This window comes from Verrucomicrobium spinosum DSM 4136 = JCM 18804, assembly GCF_000172155.1.
In the GTDB taxonomy this organism is placed as follows: domain Bacteria; phylum Verrucomicrobiota; class Verrucomicrobiia; order Verrucomicrobiales; family Verrucomicrobiaceae; genus Verrucomicrobium; species Verrucomicrobium spinosum.
Map to the genome: position 1 here is coordinate 4,148,723 of NZ_ABIZ01000001.1, position 22,413 is coordinate 4,171,135.

20 protein-coding genes are annotated in these 22,413 nt (G+C 61.2%); 8 read left to right on the forward strand and 12 right to left on the reverse strand.

Annotated features, from left to right (window positions below; genetic code table 11):
- Positions 1–35 precede the first annotated feature (35 nt).
- Positions 36–1,496 carry a PTPDL family protein gene (locus tag VSP_RS16795; protein WP_009962118.1) on the reverse strand — a complete coding sequence of 487 codons (1,461 nt, stop codon included), beginning with the start codon at positions 1,494–1,496 and terminating at the stop codon, positions 36–38.
- A gap of 127 nt (positions 1,497–1,623) precedes the next feature.
- Between VSP_RS16795 and VSP_RS35880 the strand changes: the two genes are divergently transcribed.
- On the forward strand, positions 1,624–2,430 hold the full coding sequence (locus VSP_RS35880; RefSeq protein WP_009962119.1) for a ParA family protein: 807 nt from the start codon (positions 1,624–1,626) through the stop codon (positions 2,428–2,430).
- Entirely contained in the window at positions 2,411–3,406 is a 996-nt protein-coding gene (locus VSP_RS16805) for a hypothetical protein (protein ID WP_009962120.1), read from the forward strand. Before VSP_RS35880 ends, VSP_RS16805 begins: the two co-directional genes overlap by 20 nt.
- A gap of 221 nt (positions 3,407–3,627) precedes the next feature.
- Here the strand turns inward: VSP_RS16805 and VSP_RS16810 are convergent, their stop codons facing one another.
- The 11 genes from VSP_RS16810 to VSP_RS16860 form a co-directional block, all read right to left on the reverse strand.
- Positions 3,628–4,326, reverse strand: a complete 699-nt coding sequence (locus VSP_RS16810; RefSeq protein ID WP_009962121.1) for an SIR2 family NAD-dependent protein deacylase — start codon at positions 4,324–4,326, stop codon at positions 3,628–3,630.
- Between the two features lie 45 nt (positions 4,327–4,371).
- Positions 4,372–4,674, reverse strand: a complete 303-nt coding sequence (locus VSP_RS16815) for a hypothetical protein (RefSeq protein WP_009962122.1) — start codon at positions 4,672–4,674, stop codon at positions 4,372–4,374.
- A gap of 361 nt (positions 4,675–5,035) precedes the next feature.
- Positions 5,036–5,629 carry an acyl carrier protein phosphodiesterase gene (locus tag VSP_RS35885; protein WP_009962124.1) on the reverse strand — a complete coding sequence of 198 codons (594 nt, stop codon included), beginning with the start codon at positions 5,627–5,629 and terminating at the stop codon, positions 5,036–5,038.
- Between the two features lie 70 nt (positions 5,630–5,699).
- Positions 5,700–6,905 (reverse strand): bifunctional 3,4-dihydroxy-2-butanone-4-phosphate synthase/GTP cyclohydrolase II, encoded by a 1,206-nt coding sequence (locus VSP_RS16825; protein WP_009962125.1) that lies wholly within the window; start codon positions 6,903–6,905, stop codon positions 5,700–5,702.
- 89 nt (positions 6,906–6,994) lie between these two features.
- Positions 6,995–8,536 carry an MBOAT family O-acyltransferase gene (locus tag VSP_RS16830; protein ID WP_009962126.1) on the reverse strand — a complete coding sequence of 514 codons (1,542 nt, stop codon included), beginning with the start codon at positions 8,534–8,536 and terminating at the stop codon, positions 6,995–6,997.
- Between the two features lie 58 nt (positions 8,537–8,594).
- Positions 8,595–9,878 carry a hypothetical protein gene (locus tag VSP_RS16835; protein ID WP_009962127.1) on the reverse strand — a complete coding sequence of 428 codons (1,284 nt, stop codon included), beginning with the start codon at positions 9,876–9,878 and terminating at the stop codon, positions 8,595–8,597.
- A gap of 193 nt (positions 9,879–10,071) precedes the next feature.
- Positions 10,072–11,196 (reverse strand): Lrp/AsnC family transcriptional regulator, encoded by a 1,125-nt coding sequence (locus VSP_RS16840; RefSeq protein ID WP_009962128.1) that lies wholly within the window; start codon positions 11,194–11,196, stop codon positions 10,072–10,074.
- A 123-nt stretch (positions 11,197–11,319) separates the two neighbouring features.
- Positions 11,320–12,165, reverse strand: coding sequence for a signal recognition particle-docking protein FtsY (gene ftsY / locus VSP_RS16845; protein ID WP_009962129.1), 846 nt, complete (start codon positions 12,163–12,165; stop codon positions 11,320–11,322).
- 25 nt (positions 12,166–12,190) lie between these two features.
- The gene (gene nusB / locus VSP_RS16850; protein ID WP_009962130.1) at positions 12,191–12,628 is read right to left on the reverse strand and encodes a transcription antitermination factor NusB; all 438 of its coding nucleotides are present in this window, start codon (positions 12,626–12,628) and stop codon (positions 12,191–12,193) included.
- Between the two features lie 5 nt (positions 12,629–12,633).
- Positions 12,634–13,134 carry a 6,7-dimethyl-8-ribityllumazine synthase gene (ribH, locus tag VSP_RS16855; RefSeq protein ID WP_009962131.1) on the reverse strand — a complete coding sequence of 167 codons (501 nt, stop codon included), beginning with the start codon at positions 13,132–13,134 and terminating at the stop codon, positions 12,634–12,636.
- A gap of 61 nt (positions 13,135–13,195) precedes the next feature.
- Positions 13,196–13,915: a metallophosphoesterase gene (locus VSP_RS16860; RefSeq protein WP_009962132.1), complete on the reverse strand. Its 720-nt coding sequence runs from the start codon at positions 13,913–13,915 to the stop codon at positions 13,196–13,198.
- 338 nt (positions 13,916–14,253) lie between these two features.
- On the opposite strand from VSP_RS16860, the gene VSP_RS35890 reads away from it, so the two are divergent.
- From VSP_RS35890 to VSP_RS16895, 6 genes are all read left to right on the forward strand, one after another.
- The gene (locus VSP_RS35890) at positions 14,254–15,477 is read left to right on the forward strand and encodes a zinc-binding metallopeptidase family protein (RefSeq protein WP_009962134.1); all 1,224 of its coding nucleotides are present in this window, start codon (positions 14,254–14,256) and stop codon (positions 15,475–15,477) included.
- A complete protein-coding gene (leuB, locus tag VSP_RS16875; protein WP_009962135.1) occupies positions 15,474–16,577 on the forward strand; it encodes a 3-isopropylmalate dehydrogenase in 1,104 nt (367 codons plus the stop codon). The genes VSP_RS35890 and leuB overlap by 4 nt, the downstream gene beginning before the upstream one ends.
- Before the next feature lie 155 nt (positions 16,578–16,732).
- On the forward strand, positions 16,733–18,124 hold the full coding sequence (locus tag VSP_RS43620; RefSeq protein ID WP_009962136.1) for a tetratricopeptide repeat protein: 1,392 nt from the start codon (positions 16,733–16,735) through the stop codon (positions 18,122–18,124).
- A 50-nt stretch (positions 18,125–18,174) separates the two neighbouring features.
- The gene (gene lptE / locus VSP_RS16885) at positions 18,175–18,684 is read left to right on the forward strand and encodes an LPS assembly lipoprotein LptE (protein ID WP_009962137.1); all 510 of its coding nucleotides are present in this window, start codon (positions 18,175–18,177) and stop codon (positions 18,682–18,684) included.
- A 78-nt stretch (positions 18,685–18,762) separates the two neighbouring features.
- A complete protein-coding gene (gene rsmI / locus VSP_RS16890; RefSeq protein WP_009962138.1) occupies positions 18,763–19,506 on the forward strand; it encodes a 16S rRNA (cytidine(1402)-2'-O)-methyltransferase in 744 nt (247 codons plus the stop codon).
- Positions 19,507–19,566: 60 nt separating this feature from the next.
- Positions 19,567–22,056: a glycogen/starch/alpha-glucan phosphorylase gene (locus VSP_RS16895; RefSeq protein WP_009962139.1), complete on the forward strand. Its 2,490-nt coding sequence runs from the start codon at positions 19,567–19,569 to the stop codon at positions 22,054–22,056.
- Positions 22,057–22,413 lie beyond the last annotated feature (357 nt).

A 22,413-nucleotide genomic window follows, 5' to 3' on the forward strand; every position in this document is an offset into this window, starting at 1 on the left:
AGTCCCGGGCGAAGCCGGGAACGGCTGGGCCAGGGTCAGTCCACCTTCTTCTTCTTGCCAAGGAAGATCACGGCCAGGAGCACCACGAGCACACCACCGCCCACAATGGGGATGTACGGTCCGAGCTTCTCCATCATAGTTTCCGGCTCTGGTGCACTTGGAGCAGCGGCCGCAGAAGCGGCAGGCTTGGCGGCCTCCTCCCTCTTCTTCTCTGCCTCTTTCTTTTTCTTGGCCAGTTCCTCCTGCTTTTTCTTCAGGGCCTCCTCCATCGGGTTGCCAGTGGCTCCTTCGGCAGTTTTGGCTTTTCCATCGTCGTCTTCTGGAGCCGCTGCGACCGCGCCGCTGGTTTTGGCTTTGGCCTGCTTCTGGGACTCGATGACGGCCGCCTTCACCTGCTTGTCCACCGCAGCGTAGGCCAGCTTGTTGAACACCTGACCTTTGGCGATGCGGGCGAGGGTGTTTTGAGCCTCGGTGGCATTGCCATCGGCAATGTACCGGATGGCGGCGGTGAGCACTTCATTCTCAGCCTGCAACGCAGCCAGATTCAGAGCCTTGAGGTCTGCGCGCTCCTTGATCACTGCGGCGGTCGCGTCCTGGAGGGACTTCAGGTCATACTTGTAGGTGTCGCGCCACTTGGTCTTGTTTTTGAGCTGGGCGTCTGCCAGGCTCTTGAAGTTGGCCTTCTCCTGCTCGATGGCGCTCTTGCTGAGCTGCTGGTCGGAGCCACTGAGCAGTTTGAGCCCGTCTTCTCGCTGTTTACTGATGATGGGCTGTTCTACGATCAGGCCAGAAAGCTGTTTTTCGTATTTGTCCAGGATGTCCAGCGCCTCAGTGATGGAGGCTACATATTGGAGGGAGGCGGGGTACTGGGTGCGCAGGGCGTCAAAGGCACGCAGGGCGTTGAGGTAGCGGCTGTCCACGTTTTCAGCGGCAGCCTTGTTCATCTGCTGCCGCAGACGGAAGGCTTCGATGTTGTAGGCGTCTCGCTTGGCAGTTTCGGCGTCCAGCCAGCGGCCTTCCATCTTCACCTCGCCCTTTTGGACACGGGCTTTCTCCTCGCCGAGGGTGGCGATGATTTTTTCCACCTCGGTAGCTTCCGGCGTGCCGGGATGCTTGGCGGTGAAGGTGCGCAGTCTGTCCTGAATGATGGCTTCATAGTCCGCAGCGCTCAGCAGATCCGGGGTCGGCAGGATCTTGGCCAGACCGCGTTCTTCCATCTCGATCATCGCGGCACTCTGGCGCACGTGTTCTTTGATATCCGCCTTGTTGAGGACCTTTTTGTCTTTGATCTTCGGAGTCAGATTGTACTCGATCGTGACCGTCGATGCGTCTTCCGTGATCAAGGGGCCTTGATAACGTTCGCCGGACTTCATGGTGATGATGTCCGCGTGGGTCAGTTGAAGCGTGAGGAGACCAGCAGCGGCGAATACGGGGAGGCGAAGTCGATATCGGGCAATCATGTTTGATGAAGCAGAATCAATTTTCTTGGAAAACATCTTCTAAGATTAGGGAGTTTGCAGATTTGAGTAAAGTTTTTTGCCGCGACGGCCCTTCGCCTGCGAACAATTTCCAACGGCAGCCACTTTTCCCTGCAAAACCCCGAATCCCCGCTAATCTGCCACCGTGATCGCCCTCGCCACAGCCAGTCAAAAAGGAGGAGTGGGAAAAACCACCGTCTGTATCAATTTGGGCCATGCCCTCGCCCGGCGTGGATGGAACGTCCTGCTCGTGGATACCGACCCCCAAGGGGGTATTGGCCTGTCTCTCAGCAAAAGCACCCGCAAGAAAAAGGGGTTCTATGACTACCTGGTGAAAGGCGGAGAAATTCGCACCTTCATCCTGCCTACGCGTCTGCCCGAGTTCAGCATCCTGCCTTGCGGTCAGCCGGAAGAGTTCTTGCGCCGTCATGATCTGAACGGGTCCGAGCAACGGCTGCGCGACCTGCTCAAGCAGGCAGAACTGATTGGGTATGATTGTGTCATCCTCGACACCGCAGCCGGGCTCACCGGCCTGAGTGAGGTGGCAGTGCGGGTCTCAGACTGGGTGGTGATCCCGCAACAGGCGGAGCCCCTGGCCATCCGCAGTGTACCGCTCCTGCTGGAGACGCTGGCCCGCTTCCGCACGGAGGGGGCTCCTGTGCGCTTTGCCGGGCTGCTTCTGACGATGTTGATGGAGTCCCAGCCCGCCAGCGCAAAGGTGGCCAAGGAATTGCGGCAGATGCTGCCAGCCCAGCTCCTTTTCACCCAGGCCATCCCGCGTGACCCTCTCTTCCTTGAAGCCAGTGCCCTCGGACTGCCCCTTTCCCTCCTCCGCAAGAACCCGCCCCCTTCAGCCCTGCTGTTTGACCAGCTCGCCGCCGAGCTGGAAGAACGCATCGGACTGCAGCAATCCAAAGACCAAGTAGAAAGCCATGCAAGTCTCCTGGATTGACGAAGACGAACTCCGCGCCCTGACCAGCCAGTTGCAGGGTGCTTTCCCTGAACCCAAGGCCGGGGCACCGGTTGGATCCTCATTCCCTGAGGTGAATGAGGCGGTGATCGCGAACCTGCTGGAAGGCGGCCCGCTGCCCTCATCAACATCGTTTGCGAGGCCTGCGCCAACGGCTCCGGTCCCGGCCCCAGTTCGGGTCGCAGAGACGTCCCCTGCCCCCGCCGACGTTCCAGGAGGGTCACTGCCTCCGGTGGTGGCAGTCGCGGTGGAGGCCCCTCTGGCGGTCGTTCCCCAGATGCATGTCTCCGTCATCACCCCTGCTCCCGAACCGGTCGGCACGGTCCCTGACGACAGCAACCGCCCTGAGGTGGCCCATATTCGTGATCGGCTCAAAGCCATCCGCGACCGGGCTCAAGCTGCGGGATTGCTCCCCCCTGCCCCAGATGTGCCGCCAGTCCCGCTGGCCGAGGAAGCCCCAGCAGCACCCGTGTGGGCCGCTGCCGAGGAACAGCCCCGACAGACGCCAGATTTTTCATCGCTGGCCCAAGCGGTGGCGTCCATCTCGGAGTCAGACGTGAATCCACCTGCCCTGCATCTGCCGGAAGACGGCACGATGGCGGAGCGGCTGGAAGGCTACACGCACTGGGCAGCGCGCCTCACCCGCGCCGAACAGATCATTCTCATGGACGACTATGGGGATCTCCTCTGGGGAAACCCGGAGAGCAACGACCTGATCCTCACCGCAATGCTGGCGCTGAATGCGTCCAGCCGGTCGCGCATCCCCGGCGCACCCGCCTTTCTGCGGTCACAGCTTGGGCAGAATCGGGAACTGCACGCCCTGCCTACGTCCACCCGCTTCGGCACCGTAACGCTGGCCTTGATCAATCCCGCCGAGATCAGCACGGCCACGACCGGGCTGCTTCAGGATGGGCTGGTCAGGTGCATCGAGGGCAGCGTGGCGACCGCGCAAGGATGAGGCGGAGGGAAGCGAGATTGGGCGGGGAGCTAGGCGGTTGAGCGAGCGCGGTTCGAGCCTTCATGTGATTTCGACGACGCTGTGATCCCAAGGTGCGGCGGTGTGCGCTTGCACGACCTCCGATGTGCCGGAGAGACCAGGGGCTTCGATGATCCTGGAGCATTGGGATCTCACAAGGCAATGGGCCGTAGCCAGCCAAGGGCGACGTCAAACGCCCTGCCTCACCGGGTCCATGTCTTCAGAAGATCTGGCAGAATCACCTCCGCCGAGCCTTGAATGACCGTGAAGTCAGGGACCTGCCGCTTGGCATCCAGGTCCACGTAGAACTTGGTCGCGTACTCGTGAGCGCATGAACACAAGCCTGCGGCGGGATACACTTTAAGCGAGGTTCCCACTACAAGCACGCGTCCAGCACTGGCGACTTCATCCGCCGCCAGATCAATCGCCTTCACCTCTTCGCCGAACCAGACAATATGGGGGCGGAGTTGGGAGCCCTTTTCGCAAAGGTCTCCTAGGGCAATGGGCCGGGCGCCCAGTTCGTAGACGAGGGATTCATCGCTGGTGCTTCGGGCTTTGTTGAGCTCACCATGCAGGTGGATCACACGCGTCGAGCCTGCCCGTTCATGAAGGTCGTCCACATTCTGAGTGACAACCACCACTTCAAAGCGGTCCTCCAGTTCTGCAATGGCACGATGTCCGGCATTTGGCTCCACAGAGGCCGCCTTGGTGCGGCGCTCATTGTAAAACTCGAGCACCACCTCCGGCTGTCGCTCCCATGCACGAGGAGAGGCCACGTCCTCGAAGCGGTATTGCTTCCAGTAACCGTTGTTATCCCGGAAGGTCGAAAGTCCGCTGGGGGCGCTGAGGCCCGCTCCGGAGATCACGACGACCTTCTTGGAATTGAATTGAATGGGGTTCATTTTCCTTAACCTTGATCGGCCTTCTGCCGACCCATTCTTTCGCTCCTAATTTCCAGGTGTAGCCACTTCCTCCACCATCTTCCAGGTGTAGTCATACTCGCTCTGGAACATGTCCCACTCCTCACTGCTCACCGATTCGAAGCTGGGAGCATGAAAATCTTTTTGGGTGAAGCGGACCTTGTTCATCTCACGACTGAAATACTTCAACCAGGCAAGGTCAGGGTGGTAGAGCTGGCCCCGCATCTTGAGCACGTGCGACTGGGGAAATCCCTCCAAGTCGAAAGTGGTGATCTCCGCGTTATCCGGAACTTCGACGTAGTGCTCAATGGTGACCTTGATCGTCTTCATGGGAGTGGTCGAGGGTGCAGCTGAAATGACGGCAGTTATGTCGATTCGAAAACATGCCGCTAACGACTTGGATTTGAGCACTATTTTCTCGCGGCGCGAGGAAAAAGGTGATCGAGGCATAGGAACAAACCCTATTTTGACCTTCCGCCATCCTAATTTTTAGCGGAGAAAGCCCTATAAACTTCCGCGACGGAATCCCCATTTTGCCTGCATCGGCCCGATTTGCGTCCCACTTACAACGACGTGATGGGCAACGTTTTATGAGGAAAAATAGTATTCTTCCGCCATCGAGTGGGCTGCGCCCCAGAATGAAGGGCCGTTCATACGCCAGGGGCGCAAAGATGGTCCCTGCAAAATTCTACTAACTTCTAAGAGGAAAAATCACGCCTGGAGCAATCGCTTGTCTAATATCTGGAAAAAATTCTAGAAAATCCTTCTGGAATTCATAGTAATGGGTCTCCAGAACGGCCATGGCCGGGCTGAGGTCAACGGGCCGTCTAAGGCGTTTGCCCATGCGGTCCAGCACCTGTGCCAGCTCCACGACGTTGCCGTACTGGCTCATCCAGCCGTGATCGCGGATCTGATCGAGCCGTTCGGTTGCCAACGGAGGCAATGTCTGCCGCCAAGGCTCCACCGAGCGGAAGAACTGGTCCAGGAACTCAGGCAGCTCCACCTGGCAGTAGTGATCCCAGTGCGTGGTCAGAAAGTGGTCGTAGAAGAGGTCTGCGAAGACCTTTCCGAAACGCCGCAGGGGCGGATCAAACCGTTGCGCGCTCCGGGTGACTGCGGGATGGGCATCGGTGTACGCATCGATGAGACGATGCTGATGGACTCCTGCCAGCATCTCCTCCGGCAGCGCGATCAAATCGCGGCCCTGGACCAGATCTGGAAGCAGGTTCCCGATGCGGAATGCCCCGCCCCGGTCAGACAAGACGAGGTGCGCCAGCCAGTTCACGGGGGGGGTTCTTTTTTCAAATGCGTCTCAGCGAGCAGCAAAGCTCAGGAGGGGCGCAAGGTCTCGACCGTCAGAGCTTGTGGCCCATCTTGGTCCGCTTGGTTTCCAGGTAGCGGGCGTTGTGCTCGTTGGGCTCCAGCTTGATGGGAATCTGCTCGACAATGTGGAGCTTGTGACCTTCCAGCCCGACGACTTTTTTCGGATTGTTGGTCATGAGCCGGATTTTGCGCACGCCGAGATCGAAGAGGATCTGGGCCCCGAGACCGTAGTCGCGCAAATCCATGGCGAAACCGAGTTTCTCATTGGCCTCAACGGTATCGAGCCCCTCCTCCTGTAGCTTGTAGGCGTGGATCTTGGCCGCGAGCCCGATGCCCCGCCCCTCCTGACGCATGTAGAGGAGGACGCCTCGGCCCTCTTGCTCAATCCGCTTGAGGGCGGTGTGGAGCTGCCCGCCGCAGTCGCAGCGCCGTGAGCCGAAGACATCGCCCGTAAGGCACTCGCTGTGCACGCGCACGAGCACGGGCTCTCCGTCATCGATCTGGCCCTTCACCAGTGCCAGATGATTTTCCCCGTCCAGCTTGCTCTTGTAGAGGTGGAGGCTGAAGTCGCCATAGTCGGTGGGCATCTTGATGACCTGTTCCCGTTCGACGAGTTTTTCACGCTCCTGACGATAGCGAATCAGGCTCTCGATGGTGCAGACTTTCAGGTCGTGCTGACGGCCAAACTCCAGCAACTGCGGGAGCCGGGCCATCGTGCCATCGTCATTCAGGATCTCGCAGATCACACCGCTGGGCTCGAGTCCGGCCATCCTGGCCAGATCGACGGCGGCCTCTGTGTGGCCAGCCCGGCGGAGCACTCCGCCGTTCTTGGCAATGAGGGGAAACACATGACCAGGCTGCACGAGGTCGGAATCCTTGCTCTTGAGATTGGCCAGCACGGAAATGGTGTGAGCCCGGTCTTGGGCACTGATGCCGGTGGTCACGCCGTGAGCGGCGTCCACGCTGACCGTGAAGTTGGTGGAGAAGGGATCTTGGTTGCGCTTCACCATGGCGCTGAGCCCCAGACGCTGGGCGTACTCTTCGGTCACGGGCACGCAGATGAGGCCGCGGCCGTATCTCGCCATGAAGTTCACCGTCTCGGCAGTGGCCAGTTCCGCAGCACAGATCAGGTCCCCTTCATTCTCGCGGTCGGCGTCGTCCGTGACGATCACCATCTTTCCAGCCCGGATATCGGCAAGTGCAGCTTCAATGGGTGCGAAAGGAGAGTCATCTGGCATGGGACGGAGACGTTCAATTGGTCTGTTGCAGGGTTCAAGTACTTCTTCGCCTGTGACCTGCCTTTCGTTGCAACAAACTGAGGCCTCACTCAGAACTGGAAATAGAGGAACTCGCTGGATTTTACCATGCGTAGAAGGCTGATGGCCAGCCCGGCAGAGATGAGCAGCGACCAGACAAGCGAGGGGCGCCAGAGGAGCCGCTGCGGCCATGAGTGACTGGTCGGCTCCACCTGGCGCATGATTTCCTGGCTGTTGGGCAGGCACCTCACTACCGCCAGCAGAGCAGCCAGACAAAGCCACTGGCTGAGACCCCGGAAGACGAGCCAGGGGCTGTCTGCGTGTGACCGCACGGGCAGCCAGCCCAGCCCCAGCCGATGCAGCAACCCGACGTAGGACAGCGGGAGTTCCACCCCGTTCATGCCGATCATGGCCTTGAAGATCTCCCAGGCGCGGGTGAGAGAGTCGGACCGAAACACCACCCAGGTGGCGATGATGAAGGCGAAGGTGGCCACCCAGCCCGCCTCCCGCTGCCACCAGGATGGGGGCGGCGGGAGGCCCCCTGCCCCGTCCGAGGATCGGCGGGAACCCCAAAGATGGGCGACAACGAGGGCGCACCCATGCAGGCCACCCCAGACGATGAAACTCCATCCCGCCCCGTGCCAGAAGCCACCGATCAGCATGGTGAGCATAAGGTTGGTGTACCGACGGGTCGGCCCCAGACGGTTGCCACCCAAGGGGATGTAAACATAGTCTCTGAGCAACTGGGACAAGGTCATGTGCCAGCGACGCCAGAATTCCACGATGGAGGTCGCTTTGTAGGGAGAGTTGAAGTTAAAGGGTATCCTGAGCCCGAACATCCAGCCCAGTCCGATGGCCATGTCTGAGTAACCGGAGAAATCAAAGTAAAGCTGGAAGGTGTAGGCCAGGGCGGCCGTCCAGGCATCCAAGAACGTCAAAGGAGTGCCTGGCGCGGCATCGAACACTCCCCCCACCCATTGCCCTACGCCATCTGCGATGCCCACCTTCTTGAAGAGGCCGACAACGAACCAAGTCAGCCCCAGTGAAAGCTCCGCGCTGCGCAGCCCCTGCATGGGGTGCTGGTCGAACTGGGCAAGGAACTTGCGGGGATGCAGAATGGGACCCGCGATGAGATGCGGGAAAAAGGAAACCACGAGCGCGAAGTTGCCCGGGCGCCGCTCTGCGGGAAAGCCACGGTACACATCCACAGCGAAGGCCACGAGCTGAAACGTGAAGAAGGATACCCCCAGAGGCAGCGCTGCGGGCACGTGAAACATCTCCAGTGACCGCGGGAGCGGCAGGTTCTCCAGGATAAAGCCAGCATACTTGTACCAGCCCAGGACCAGCAGGTTCGCGGTCACAGCAGAGACCAGCCACCACTTCCGGGCCGGACCTCGGTCGGAGGAGATGCCGCGGCACAGGAAGTAGTTACCCAGAACCACTGTGCCCAGCAGCAGGACATGCGGAGCATACCAGCAGGAGTAGAAGACCAATGAGCAGAGGAGGAGCCAGTGCAGGGCGGCCTGGCGGCTCAGGTGGCGGCAGGCCAGATGCCAGCCCACCAGGGTCACCGGGAGGAAGATGAGAAGGAACTGGAATGAGTTGAAGAGCATGAGTCCGGGCAGCCTGCCGGGTGGGCGTCAGATCCGAGCGGAAAAACCATCTGGGAGGTCATCTGGGCACCTCACTCCAGCGCTGCCGGAGACGATCGAGATGGCCGGGCAGCATGGCAAAATCCAGCCGCACCCCGTGGGCGGGATCAGGCCCCACAGGATCCAGCAGGACGCGGTCCATAATGCGGTCCCCCAGCCTCTGGGTGAAGTGGGAGCACTCCAGGTAGAGCGGTAGCGTGTTGCCAGCGCGGCTCTTCATCTCCTCCAGCAACATCGCAGGCGACATGCCAGCGGCTTCCGCAAGCGCGAAGTCCCAGATGACGGGCATAGGACGCCCAAGTCTCCGCGCTCCTTCTTGCGCCTGCTGGAGCAGTTCAGACCTCCAGGCCAGCACCGTGTCCATGTTCTCTTCCTCAACGCAACGTTGCCACAGCAGGTCATGCGCTGGGGAGATCACATAGGCGACCTCCACCTCATGCTGCGCGGCCAGATCAAAGATGTGCTGTAGATGCTCCCACTGACGTCCAATGCTGAGACGGCCCGAGAACGGGATGAGCCCCTGGCAGAAGCCAGCCTCCCAACTCCAGCGCGGGTTGTCGCGGTGTCTTTCGTGCAAGCGCTGCCAGCAATCCAGATTGTCGAGCTGACCATCGGGCAACTGGAGATTGTCGCATCCGTTGGTGAACAGCGTCTTGAATCCCGTGGAGGTGACCGGCCATGACAGCAGAGCCAGATGAAGACGCGCCGCCTCCTGGGATTGGCGGGATCCGTCTTTGAAGTGGTCCAGCCACCGGTCGCGCACCGTAGCAGGCTGGCCCCCGGGTGACGTTTCCTGGCTCGCGTAGTCCAGCAGGATGAGGGCGTTCTTGACGGGAGCGACAGCCACGGCGTGCTCAAAGTGCCTGGCCAGCAGCTCCAGCGAGGCCCCGGCGACACCGAAATTGTACACCGGGGGCCGGGTCCAGCCCGGATGTTGCGGGGAGAGTCCAATGTCCGCCCGGGAGGAACCAAGGATGACCGTCTGCGGCTGCTGGCGGATGACCGCACAGGCTTTGACGAAGCGCTCCTGGCTGTGGAGAAAAGGTTGCCGGTCATTGATGCCCTTCAGTACAGGGGGCGCAAAGACGTTGTAGGGGTTCATCACCCAGTTGAAGGCAGCAGTCACCGCCAGCCCGAGGAAAGTCGTACCCACCAGGCAGAGGAGGTATTTCCGCGTGGAGAACAGACGCTCGCGGACCCGCGGCAAGGGCTGCCGCGAGGGCCTCTCCAGCGCTCGCTCCGGGTGGGACATCAACTGCTGCATGGCGCAAACCTCGACTCCAGCTTGGAGGAAGTTTTGCATGCATCAAGATCTATTTATCAAGATGCATTACCCTGCCTTTTTTAAGGTCGCCTCAGAAAAATGCCCCCGACCCTGAACGACACACGGGAAATCTCAATTAGCGCCTCTTCTTGAGATCTTCGGGATCAAAAGAAGACAAGGCGGTTGGGGCATACCCAACCGCCTTGAAGCCATTCTGCGCACTCTGATGCGGTCAGATGATGTTCGACTGGCCACGATACTTCTCGTGCCATTCGGCGTACACCTTGGGGGAGATCTCGGAGGGCTTGATCTCACTGCGACCGCCCCAGAAGACGTTCGTGTACAGCACGGGGATGCCGATGCTCTCCAGATGGCGGTCAATCGCAGCCTTGTGCTCCAGCACACGCGCTTTGTCCGTGCCATGGACCACGCCCATGATGTTGGCATTGCCGAAGCGGGGCCCGCCTTCACGCCAGTAGGCATGCGTCATGATGTGGTGACGGCCCACCTCGCTGCCCGCACGCTGCTGCATGCCCTCAGGCACACGCCAGTGGAAGAGCGCGTTAAACTTGGTCACCCGCACACCTGTTTGGGAGGGCTTCACGTGCTCCAGGAAGGTGGAGAACCGGCCCAGGATGCCCTTGCGGTCAAAGCCCTCCGCCACTTCGCAGAAGCGGTCCATGCTCACACCCGCCTCTGCCGCACGAGCCAGCCAGGGCTCGGCAACGATTTCGTCCGGCGTGAGGTCGCGCTTCATGGCCACGAGGACGTCCCATTCCTCCTGGTCCAGCTCCACAATGTCTGGCGTGATCATTTCTGCGGGTTCATCGGACTTGTCGCCGATCTCCATCGTCTTGCGGCGCACGTGGCCCACTCCGAGGGCGAAGATGCCCCTGGGCTGCATGATGATGTACTCCTCCGCACCCAGCAGGCGCTTCAGGGCATCGGCATGCTCGGAGATCTCCTTCCCCTGCGGGACCTTGATGGTGGTCCAGAGCTTGAAGTCGGAGCCGCTCACCTCACGGTCGGTGGAGCGGAGCACGACGTGACCGCTGAAGGGGTCTTCCTTGACCATGAAGTCGAAGGCGGCGTCGATCTTGTCACCGGGGATCTTCCAAGCCACCAGGCCGCCATCTGCCAGCTTGTTGGCCAGCAGGGTCTGACGCACACGGCGAATCACGCCCGCACGCAGCATGCCCTGAATGCGCTCCAGCACCGTCTCCAAAGGCAGCCCGGAACGCTCGGCCACAAAGTGGAATGGATGCCGGTGAAAGCCTTTGATCTGGTCCTCAGAGACCTCGAGTATCTTCGCGTTGATCGAATCGGTGTGCTCAGTGGGAAGAGGTTCGGCAATCATGAAAGTCGTGCGTGGGGTGAGAGGCGGCAGAACTATAAGTACGTCGGTTCAGAGGCGTTTCTGGACAATTGAGGGCAAAGACCGGGCGGAAATTGCGCTCCCCTGCCCTGCTGCAGTCGCCATTTAGAGCATCTGGTCCAGGAAAGTCTCGGGCACAAAGGCCTCGAAATCTTCCATGTGCTCACCCGTACCGACGAATCGGGCCGGGATGCCCAGCTCCTGCTGGATGGCGACGAGCACGCCGCCCTTCCCGCTGCCATCGAGCTTGGTGACAATCACTCCCGTGAGCGGGACGGTCTTGTTGAACTCCTTGGCCTGCTGGAGGGCGTTTCCTCCCGTAGTGGCATCGACCACCAGGAGCACTTCATGGGGCGCGGTGGGGTCTTTCTTGCCCAGGGTGCGTTGCACCTTGCGCAGTTCCTCCATGAGATTGTGCCGGGTGTGGAGACGTCCGGCGGTATCGCAGATGAGGAAGTCCGCCTTGCGGGCGATGGCGGAGCTGTACGCGTCGAAACACACGGCGCTGGGATCCCCGTTCGGAGGTCCCTTGATGATGGGCACGTCCACGCGCTTGGCCCAGACTTCGAGCTGCTCCACCGCAGCGGCGCGGAAGGTGTCGGCCGCCGCCAGCACGAGGCTGTGCCCCTGCTTCTTGAGCAGATTGGCGAGCTTGGCCGTGGAGGTGGTCTTGCCCGTGCCATTCACACCGACGATGAGCAGGACCTTGGGCTTGTCGCCAAAGGGTTTCACCGGGGCGACGGTCTCCGGCAGGATCCTGCGGATGTGCTTCTTCGTGACCTCGACTATGTCCTGGTCATGAAGCTTGCGAGCCTGATCCTTCAGGTCGTCCACGATCTGCATGGAGAGCTTGGCCCCGAGATCTCCGGCGATGAGCTGAGCCTCAAGGTCATCCCAGTCAATGTCCGCCTTGGTGAAGCGCTGGATGAGTTTTTTAAAGAATCCGGCCACGGAGCGGGTAGGAGGAAAAGGGGGATTACGGTTGGGGGGCGGAGGGGGCCTGACGCCCGGGGATCCGCTTGGCGATCTTGTCCAGCACGCCGTTCACAAAGGCGCGGGTCTGGGTATCGCCGAAGACCTTGGAGATCTCCACTGCCTCATTGATCACGACCGGTACGGGTACCTCGGTGTGGAGCATTTCATAAACCGCAAGGCGGAGAATGTTGCGATCCACCACCCCGAGACGCTCAAAGCGGAAGTTTTCCAGCGTGGCGGCGATGCAGTCATCGATCTGCACCTGGTGGGTCTTGATGCCCGTCACCAGAGACTCGGCGTGAGCCCGGATGTCCTGGGTAGCGCTGTGCAGCGTCCAGAACGCCGCACGGTCCGTGTCTTCCACCTTGCCATGCACATCGTGCGCAAAAAGGAACTGCATTGCCGCCTGGCGGCCTTCGCGTCGTTTACCGATGGCCATGAGCGTTATTTGGAGGACTGGGAAAAGGGAAAGGTGAGGCGGAGTTTTTCAAAGAGCTGGACCATGTTCACGGCCACGCGACCGGCTTCGGTGCCGCGGTTCAGGCGATCACCAAAGCAGCGCACCTGGGCCTGCTCCTCGTTGTCGAGCAGCAGCACCTCATGCACGATGGGGGTGCAATGCGCCACGGCCATGCGCTGGAGGGCATCCGTCACGGAGGCACCGACGAGGTCGCCGTGCTCCGTCTCGCCGCGCAGGATCACGCCCAGGGCGATGACCGCGTCCGGCTCGGTGTTGCGCAGCACAAACTCAGCGCAGACCGGGATTTCAAAGGCGCCCGGCACGCGGTAGGTCATGACCTGGGCCTGGGGCAGGAGTTCGTCGAGCTCCTCGCGCACCGAATCAAGGAGGGCCTGGACGTAAGTCTCGTTGTAGAGGCTGGCCACGATGGCAATGTTCGCCCGGCTGGTCGAAACCTGGGGGCGTGAGGGTGCGTCTTGGGACATGGGGCGGGAGATTTAATGTCGGATCAGCAAAGATTCAACAAATTGTATGCTCCCAACGCTCTCAGGGTGACATGGCCCCGGTTTCTGCGAGCAAAACCTGGAACTTCAGGCCGCGCATGGGGGCACCGCAGTTGTGAAAACGCACGCCCTGGTACAGGTAATCCTGCAAGGCGAGATGGGTGTGCCCAAAGTAAACCGCCTCTGTGCCGCTCTCCGGCCCCTGCCCTACCTCCCCGAGGTACCCCAGCAGCCTGCGCGCCACCAACCGTTTTGGGAAAATGAGATTGGCCCCAGCGCGATGGAGACGCAGGCGGATGGCCCCGTGATAGAGGAGATTCATGGCCCGCCCCCGGGCACGATGGTGGGCGGTCCGGCTGCGGGAGCGAATGAGCCGGGCCTCCGTGCAACGGGGATTGGCGGAATCGCCATGGAGAAAAACCGTGTTGGCAACCCGGAAGAGGTAGGTTTCCACGATCAGTTGCGGGGACTCGCCGGACAAGACCTCCAGCCACTCCCGCAGGGCGGGATGATCATCGTGATTCCCCAGCAGCATGACGAATGTGTGGGCCGGGTGCATGCGCATCAGCGCCTGGAGCCACTGGCTTGCCGCCTCTGCGGTGGCCGCGGCCGAGCCGTGCGTGGACCACTTGAAATCAAAGACATCGCCCCCCAAGACTACCAGGGAACTTTCGCGTATGCGCTCATGCAGCAGGGGCATCCATTGTCCGGCGAGGCTGCGCTGGGAGAAGAGGTGAAGGTCGGAGACAAAGCAAATCTTCATGATTGGGGGCGGACGGCTTGGCGCAGGGTCTGAGTCCCGCCGGAGGTCCCATGCGTTCAATCGTGCGCAGCCGACAGATGCCACCGATCTCGTGGTGATGCGCGATCCAGCGGCATGAGTTCCATCAACGACAACCAGTCAGAAGACAATCGCGATGACATGTCCGGGGCCAAGGCCGTGAGCAAAATCAAAGAGCTCGTGGACAAGGCCGAGAAGTATTGAACTGGGGCTGAACGGGGTTGCTTGTATGCCCCCCTCCGACCTACAATCACCGTTTTCGCCTTCCCTGTCGCGCCAGCCTCTGATGGCGACCGCGCCCCTCTTCCTCCCTATCAAGAATGAAAGCCTTCCGGTGCTGCTGTTCCAACACCCTCTACTTTGAAAACAGTCACTGCCTGCAATGCGGTGTGCAGGTGGGGTTCGATCCCACCACGTCCACGATGGTGCCACTGACGAAGGATTCCCCCTTCCAGTGGTGCAACAACGGCCTCCAGCATGGGGTGTGCAACTGGGTGGTGCCGAGAAGCCCCGCAGGCTCGCTCTGTGTGGCCTGCCAGTTCAATCACATCATTCCGAACCTGAGCGTGGAGCCGGGCGTCCCGGCCTGGGCGCGGTTTGAGCGGGCCAAGCGACGGGCGCTGTACTCGATCCTCCAGCTTGATCTCCCCCTGGTGAACCGGGTGGCGGACCCAGTGTACGGGCTGGCGTTTGATTTCCTCGTTCCCACTCCGGCGCTGCCTGTGACCACCGGCCATCAGAACGGGGTGATCACCATGAACCTGGAGGAGGCGAGCGACTCCATCCGCGAGCGCAACCGCGAGCTGCTGCGTGAACCGTATAGAACCCTGCTGGGCCACTTCCGCCATGAGCTGGCGCACTACTACTGGTACCTGTGGTTCGAGAAGCCCCCGGTGAACTTCGACCTCCTGAATGGCTTCCAAAAAGTGTTTGGCGATCAGCGGGTGGACTACGCCTCCGCCCTCCAGAGGTACTACACCTCCGGCCCGCCGCCCGGCTGGCAGCTCACTCACGTGTCTGCCTACGCGACCATGCACCCGTGGGAAGACTGGGCGGAGACCTGGGCGCACTACCTGCACATCACGGATGCGCTGGAGACGGCCCGGGAGTTTGGCATGAGTGCGGAGCCGGTGGCCAGTGAGACGGCCTTCGACCCCGCCACCATCCTCCTGCCCCCGCCCCTCAAGGAGGAGGATCCCTCGGACTTTTTGGACATCATTCACCGGTGGTCCGCCCTCTCCCCTGCCCTGAATGAGATCGCCAGCAGCCTGGGCCAGCGGAACCTCTACCCGTTTGTCCACTCGACCACCACCGTCACGAAGCTGTACTTCATCCACCAGATCATTCAGCTGGCGGAGAATCGGGCGCAGTCTCTCTCGACCGCGCCGGTCCCGGCGGCCCCTCCGGTGGCTGCGGGAGCCCCCACTCCGGGCTCGGTCCCTGCGCCTGCGCCTGCGGTTGCCCCGCTTCCGTCTGAAGTTGCACCGGACAATCGCACCAAGGACTTGCACACCGCACAGCCTCAAGCTATCCGCAAGGAATGAGTAAAGTTCACAAGATCGCAGTCCTCGCCGGTGACGGCATTGGCCCTGAAGTAATGGCGGAAGCCATCAAGGTGCTTGGCACCATCACGAGCAAATTTGGCACCCAGTTCGAGTTCAGCGAGCAGCTGGTGGGCGGCGCGGCGATTGACGCGAAGGGCAAGGCCCTGCCTGAGGACACCCTGGCGGTCTGTGAGCAGAGCGATGCGATCCTCTTCGGCAGCGTGGGCGGCCCCAAGTGGGAGAAGCTTCCTCCCAATGAGCAGCCAGAGCGCGGGGCACTGCTGCCCCTGCGCAAGCACTTTGGCCTCTTCGCCAACCTCCGCCCTTCCATCTGCTACCCCTCCCTGACCCACGCCTCTCCCGTGAAGGACGAGCTCATTCAGGGTGGGTTCAACGTGCTGTGCGTGCGTGAACTCACCGGCGGCCTCTACTTTGGCCAGCCGAAGTTCCGGAAAGAGATCGATGGCGAAATGACGGCGGTGGACACGATGGTGTACAAGAAGAGCGAGATCGAGCGCATCGCGCACGTCGCTTTCAAGGCCGCCCAGGGTCGCCGCAAGGAACTCACGTCCATCGACAAGGCCAACGTGCTGGAAAACGGCCTGCTCTGGCGGGCCACGGTGGAGGAGGTGGCCAAGTCCTACCCGGACGTGAAGCTCTCCCACCTGTATGTGGACAATGCCGCCATGCAGCTCATCAAGAACCCGCGCGGGTTTGATGTGGTGCTGTGCGAGAACCTCTTTGGCGACATCCTCAGCGATGAGATGGCGATGATCGCAGGCTCCCTGGGCATGCTGGCCAGCGCCAGCCTCGGCAAGGCCAAGGGCGATGGACTGTACTTTGGCCTCTTCGAGCCGAGCGGCGGTACCGCCCCGGACATCGCGGGCAAAGGCATCGCCAACCCGATTGCCCAGATCCTATCCACCGCTTTGCTCCTCCGTTTTTCCCTCGGGCTCGAGGCGGAAGCGCAGGCCATTGAGACGGCTGTTCGCAAGGTCATCGACGACGGTTTGCGCACGGGCGACATCTACAGCGGTGCCGAAGGCACCCGCAAAGTGAACACCCGCGAGATCGGCGAGGCGATCTCCCAGGCTATCTAACGCTCTGAATGTGACGAGGTTGGAACAAGACGCCCCTTGCGTTTAATAATCCGGCCTCGTCACTCTTTTCTGTGCTGGCATGGCGTCAACCATGCTTCACAAAACCAAAATTCCGCCAGTTGACGCCTTACAGACTCTCCACTAGTTTCGCCAGAATGAAAGTGCACCCCGTCCTTCGTGTCACATTGACCACTGCCTCTGTGCTGGCAATTGCCGTGCCATCCGCACCGGCCGTTGACCTCGGCAAGGCCAATCCCCTGAAGTGGTTCAAATCCAAGGAGGATGCTGTACCTTCCGTGTCGGAAAAGCAGTCTCAGGAAGCTGCTGCTGATGCGATGCTGCGAGATGCGCGTACAGCCTCCTCCACCGGCAATGCTGGCCGGGCCCAGTCCATCTACAAGGATGTGGTGGCCCGCTACAAGTTCACGGATGCTGCCGCTGAGGCCCAGTTTGAGCTCTCCCGCGGGCTGCGTGCCACCGGCAAGCTGCAAGATGCTTACGAAGGCTTCCAGAAGTTCATCGACAACTACCGCCAGAGCCCCCGCTTCAGCGAGGCTCTGCAGCAGCAGTTCGAGATCGCAGAGGAAGCGAAGGCTGGCAAGAAGCAGCCCTCCCTGCTGCTCATCCCCATGAAGCTCGACAAATCCGAGCTCGTGAAGATGTATGAAGGCGTGATCAAGAACTCCCCGTACGGCAAGTATGCGCCGTACGCCCAGTTCGCGATCGGTGAGGTGTATCAGGACGACGGCGACAAGCCGATGGCCAATGCCTCCTACCAGGCCGTGGTGGAAAACTACCCAAACACCAAGCTCGCCTCCGAAGCCCAGTTCCGCATTGGCGCGATCAGCAGTGCCGCGGCCCGCAAGACGCAGGACGCGCAGAACCTGACGGCGACGCGCGATGCGCTGGAGACCTACAAGATGGCCAACCCCTCTGGTGAGCGCACCAGTGAGGCGGAGTCCCTGATCCAGGAGGTGAACACCTCCCAGTCCTACCGCTCCCTTGAGATCGGCAAGTTCTATGAGAAGGCTGGCAAGCCGAAGGCCGCCGCCATCTACTACAATGAAGCCATCAAGTTCGGTGCGCCTGACGCTGCTGCGGATGCCCGCACCCGCCTCGCCAACCTCGCCGCCGCCTTCCCAGAAGAGATGAAGGAGCAGGTCGCCAGTGGCAATGCGGACTACACCGTGCCGGCAGCCGTGAATCTCAAGAGCCGTGATGAATACTCCGGTCCTCCCGCCCCGCTCATCGCCAAGGTCAACCGCAAGCCTGAGATGCGCGTGGAGCCCGACAACTTCCAGCCCGTGCCCCTCAAGGAGCCTGAGCTGCCGACCCGCCCTGGCGCGGTGGACGCTGCCGGTCCTGGCATGATTCTGCCCCCGGCTGCTGGTGGCGAGCCGCCAGCCCCGGCTCTGGCCCCCCTGCCGGTGCCGCCTGCACCTGCTGGCCAGCTTGACGCTCCGTCTCTGGCCCCGCTCCCTGTTCCTCCGGCCCCCTCCCCGGAAGCGGCTCCTGCTCCCGCGCCGGAAGCTCCCAAGGCAAACTGATTCACTGGCATCACTCCCAAGTTCCCGGCCAACCTCATCACTCCCATTACATGAAAAAGTTTGCCTTTTTGCTCGCTCCTCTGGCCCTCTCCCTCCTCACTCAGTGCGCTGGCTACCAACTCGGGGCCAGCAAGCCCGCCAAAATGGTCAACGTGACCAAACTTGCGGTTCCCACGTTCAAGAACGACACGCTTGAGCCCCGGCTTGAAGTGCTCGCCACGAACGCGCTGATCAAGAAGCTCCAGATGGACGGTGCCTACAAGATCGTGCCAGCCAGCGAGGCTGATGCGGTGCTGAACGCCACCATCGTGGACATCCATCGCAGCCAGTTCCGCGCCGTGCGCAGCAACACCCTGCGCACCAGCGAGCTCCTCATGCGCTTGCAGATCCGTTACACGGTGAATGACACCGCGGGCACCGAGCTCATGGCGGGCCAGGCCTCCGGTGCGTCGAACAGCGTGCTGGACCCCAACGTGCAGCTCACGGAGCGCCAGGCCCTGGCCGATGCTGCTGAGCGCATGTCCACGTCGCTGGCCAGTCAGATTTCGGAAGGCTGGTAAGCGCCCGCCTTCTTCCGGCAACCATCACTCCCTACTCTCCCCGGGCGCTGCACCAGCAGCGCCCGTTCTTTTTCCGCCATGTCTGATGTGACAGCGCCAAGCACTGGCAAGCTGCAACTGGTCGCCACCCCCATCGGGAACCTGGGCGACTTCTCTCTGCGGGCCGTGGAGGTGCTCAAGGCCGCCACCCTGGTGGCCTGTGAGGACACCCGCCGCACCATCCATCTCCTCCAGCACCACGGGCTGCATCTGCCGCTCGTCTCCCTGACGGAGCACAACGAAGCGCGGCGCATTCCGGAGTTTATCGAGAAACTGCACGACGGGGCCAGCATCGCGCTCGTCTCGGACGCAGGCTTCCCCACCGTGTCAGATCCCGGTCAGCGGCTCGTGCATGCGGTCATCGCCGCGGGCATCAAGGTGGAGGTCATCCCCGGAGCGACAGCCGTGCTCACGGCCCTGGCGGGTTCCGGCCTGCCCACCGTTCCATTTTACTTTGGCGGCTTCCTCCCTCACAAGAAGGGACAGAGGGACAAGGAGATGGAGGTGGCAATGGCGCGGGAGTGCACGAGCGTGTACTTCGAGTCCCCCTACCGTCTGGTGGACACCCTGCAGATGATCGCCAACCGGGCACCCAATCACCCCGTCGTCGTCGCCCGGGAACTCACAAAAATGTTTGAGGAATTTCAGCGCGGATCGGCTCAGTCCGTGCTTAACCACTTCGCCATGAAAGCTCCCAAAGGAGAAATCACGCTGCTCATCGCGCCTGCGGAGCTTCCCAAGTGGATGACCCGCCAGAACAGCAGCTCTGACGACAAGGAGTAACGATTTCCTGAGTCCCCCAGCAACCCATCACAAACGCTTCCCTCCCAACGATTCAACATCATGTGGCAATCCGAATCCACCCCCTCTCCTGAAGCGCCAGCACCTCTGGATGACGCTGAACTCGCTGCGTCCCTGAAGGCCTCCATCCGGAACCACCTGCTCTTCACCCTGGCACACGATCCGACGACGGCACGGCGGGCGCACTGGTGGACGGCGACGTGCATGGCAGTGCGGGATCGCGCGCTGGCCATCTCCTTCAAGACGATGGCTGCCCACCGCAGCAAGAACACCCGGCGGGTGAACTACCTCTCACTGGAGTACCTCATGGGCCGCCTGCTGGAGAACAACCTGCGTAACACCGGTCTCTATGACGCGGCCAAGTCCGCACTCGGTGAGCTCGGCCAGGATCTGGAGACGATCATCAACGAGGAGGCCGACATGGGCCTGGGCAACGGCGGTCTCGGCCGTCTGGCGGCTTGTTTCCTTGATTCCCTCTCCACGCTGGACCTGCCGGCGGTGGGCTACGGCATTCACTATGAGTTCGGCCTCTTCCGCCAGGAGTTCGTGAACGGCCGTCAGGTGGAGCAGCCGGATCCCTGGATCCGCGACGGCAACCCCTGGAACATTGTCCGTCCCGAGTACAAGGTGGAGGTGAACCTCTACGGCCGCGCCATCCAGCACTTCGACGACCGCGGCAACTCCGTGTACACCTGGGAGAACACGAAAAAGCTTGTGGGCCTGCCCTGGGACATCCCCATCATCGGCTTTGACTCCAAGACGGTGAACTTCCTCCGCCTGTGGGAGAGCCGTGCCACGGACGAGTTCAACCTCCGCGTCTTCAATGAGGGGTCCTACATCGAGGCCCTTCATGACAAGGCGGCGGGCGAGACGGTCTCCAAGATCCTCTACCCCAATGACGCGACCGAGAGCGGCAAGGAACTGCGTCTCGTGCAGCAGTACTTCTTTGTCGCCTGCTCGCTCAGCGACATCATCCGCCGCTACAAGCGGGACAACCAGGGCTGGGATGCCTTCCCGGAGAAGGTGGCGATCCAGCTCAATGACACGCACCCGGCGGTGGCGATCCCCGAGCTGATGCGTCTGCTGACGGATGTGGAGAGCCTCCCGTGGCTCACCGCCTGGAGCATCTGCCAGCGCACCTTCTGCTACACGAACCACACCCTCCTGCCGGAGGCGCTGGAGACCTGGAGCGTGCCGCTCTTTGAGCGTGTGCTGCCGCGTCACCTGCAGATCATCTACGCGATCAACCAGCACCTCATCACGAATGTTATTTCCAAGAAATGGCCGGATGACGTGGACAAGATCCGCACGCTGTCCCTGATCGATGAGAACGGCGGCAAGTCCGTCCGCATGGCGCACCTCTCTGTGCACGGCAGCCGTCATACGAACGGCGTGGCCGCGCTGCACACGCGCCTGCTGAAAGAGAAGCTCTTCCCCGAGTTCAACGAGCTCTATCCGGACCGCTTCCTGAACATGACCAACGGCATCACCCCGCGTCGCTGGCTCATGGTCTGCAACCCGGAGCTCACCTCCCTGATCAACGAGTCCATCGGCACCGAGTGGACGCGGGATGCGTCCAAGCTGAAGGCCCTGGAGTCCTTTGCAGAAGATCCGGTCTTCCAGCAGCGCTTCCGTGCCATCAAACGCCTGCACAAGGAGCGGCTGACGCATGTGATCAAGGATCTCACCGGCTACTCCGTGAGCGCCGATGCGATTTTTGACGTGCAGATCAAGCGTCTGCACGAGTACAAGCGCCAGCACCTGAACCTGCTGAACATCCTCACCCTCTACCGCCGCCTCCTCCAGGATCCGGGGTATGACATGCAGCCGCGCGTCTTCATCTTCGCCGCCAAAGCTGCTCCGGGCTACTACCTGGCCAAGAACATCATCTTCGCCATCAACGCCGTGGCTGAGAAGATCAACAACGACCCGCGCATCCTCGGGAAGCTCAAGGTCGTGTTCCTGCCAAACTACGGCGTCACCCTGGCAGAGCGCATCATCCCCGCCGCAGACATCTCCGAGCAGATCTCCACTGCAGGCAAGGAAGCCAGCGGCACCGGCAACATGAAACTGGCGCTCAACGGCGCGCTCACCATCGGCACACTCGATGGCGCGAACGTCGAGATCAAAGACGAAGTCGGCGACGACAACATCTTCATCTTCGGCCTCACGGTCGAGGAGGTGGAAGATCTCCGCCAGAAGGGCTACAACCCCTGGGACTACTACTGGAACGATCCCGAGCTGCGCAATGCGATCGACTGGATCGGCAGCGACTTCTTCACCGGCAACTCGGACGACTTCAAGCCGCTCCGTAGCAGCCTGCTCGAAGGCGGGGACCCCTTCCTCTGCTGTGCGGACTACCGCACCTATGTGGACACCCAGGGCAAGGTGGACGCCGCGTATCGTGATTCCGCGAACTGGACGCGCATGAGCATCCTCAACACCGCGCGCATGGGCTTCTTCTCCAGCGACCGCACCATCAGCGAGTACGCCGAGCAGATCTGGAATCTGCCGCGGGTCGAGGTGGGGTGAATGGCGGATTGACGCTCGATTGAATTGCCTGCTGGCCCAGCTCTGGATGTTCCGGGCTGGGCCGGTTTGTTTGTTTGATACTAAAACCAGTATTGGAGGTTAGGGGTTATGAGTTAAGTGTCTGACACAGAACGCAAGATGATGTTCTTCGACCTCATCTTGCAGGTGAAGAGGCGTTTAGGCGCAACTCACTGGTGTTCAGTCTTCTAACTTTTAACTTCTAACGTCTAACTCGGTTTGTAGGTTGATCGGAAGAGACACAAGACTTGGGCTCCCGCATAGGAGGTCGCCACAGGCGTAGTCCGGTTGTCCCATCCGGCTCACCAATCATACGTCCCTTGATCCTCTACTCCCTCC

What these genes read in the sequence shown, in the direction of transcription:
- VSP_RS16795 (WP_009962118.1), bottom strand. Translation starts at nt 1,496, where the DNA reads ATGTTTTCCAAGAAAATTGATTCTGCTTCATCAAACATGATTGCCCGA.
- VSP_RS16805 (WP_009962120.1), top strand. Translation starts at nt 2,411, where the DNA reads ATGCAAGTCTCCTGGATTGACGAAGACGAACTCCGCGCCCTGACCAGC.
- VSP_RS16810 (WP_009962121.1), bottom strand. Translation starts at nt 4,326, where the DNA reads ATGAACCCCATTCAATTCAATTCCAAGAAGGTCGTCGTGATCTCCGGA.
- VSP_RS16815 (WP_009962122.1), bottom strand. Translation starts at nt 4,674, where the DNA reads ATGAAGACGATCAAGGTCACCATTGAGCACTACGTCGAAGTTCCGGAT.
- VSP_RS16825 (WP_009962125.1), bottom strand. Translation starts at nt 6,905, where the DNA reads ATGCCAGATGACTCTCCTTTCGCACCCATTGAAGCTGCACTTGCCGAT.
- VSP_RS16830 (WP_009962126.1), bottom strand. Translation starts at nt 8,536, where the DNA reads ATGCTCTTCAACTCATTCCAGTTCCTTCTCATCTTCCTCCCGGTGACC.
- VSP_RS16835 (WP_009962127.1), bottom strand. Translation starts at nt 9,878, where the DNA reads ATGCAAAACTTCCTCCAAGCTGGAGTCGAGGTTTGCGCCATGCAGCAG.
- VSP_RS16840 (WP_009962128.1), bottom strand. Translation starts at nt 11,196, where the DNA reads ATGATTGCCGAACCTCTTCCCACTGAGCACACCGATTCGATCAACGCG.
- nusB (WP_009962130.1), bottom strand. Translation starts at nt 12,628, where the DNA reads ATGGCCATCGGTAAACGACGCGAAGGCCGCCAGGCGGCAATGCAGTTC.
- ribH (WP_009962131.1), bottom strand. Translation starts at nt 13,134, where the DNA reads ATGTCCCAAGACGCACCCTCACGCCCCCAGGTTTCGACCAGCCGGGCG.
- VSP_RS16860 (WP_009962132.1), bottom strand. Translation starts at nt 13,915, where the DNA reads ATGAAGATTTGCTTTGTCTCCGACCTTCACCTCTTCTCCCAGCGCAGC.
- VSP_RS35890 (WP_009962134.1), top strand. Translation starts at nt 14,254, where the DNA reads ATGAAAGCCTTCCGGTGCTGCTGTTCCAACACCCTCTACTTTGAAAAC.
- leuB (WP_009962135.1), top strand. Translation starts at nt 15,474, where the DNA reads ATGAGTAAAGTTCACAAGATCGCAGTCCTCGCCGGTGACGGCATTGGC.
- VSP_RS43620 (WP_009962136.1), top strand. Translation starts at nt 16,733, where the DNA reads ATGAAAGTGCACCCCGTCCTTCGTGTCACATTGACCACTGCCTCTGTG.
- lptE (WP_009962137.1), top strand. Translation starts at nt 18,175, where the DNA reads ATGAAAAAGTTTGCCTTTTTGCTCGCTCCTCTGGCCCTCTCCCTCCTC.
- rsmI (WP_009962138.1), top strand. Translation starts at nt 18,763, where the DNA reads ATGTCTGATGTGACAGCGCCAAGCACTGGCAAGCTGCAACTGGTCGCC.
- VSP_RS16895 (WP_009962139.1), top strand. Translation starts at nt 19,567, where the DNA reads ATGTGGCAATCCGAATCCACCCCCTCTCCTGAAGCGCCAGCACCTCTG.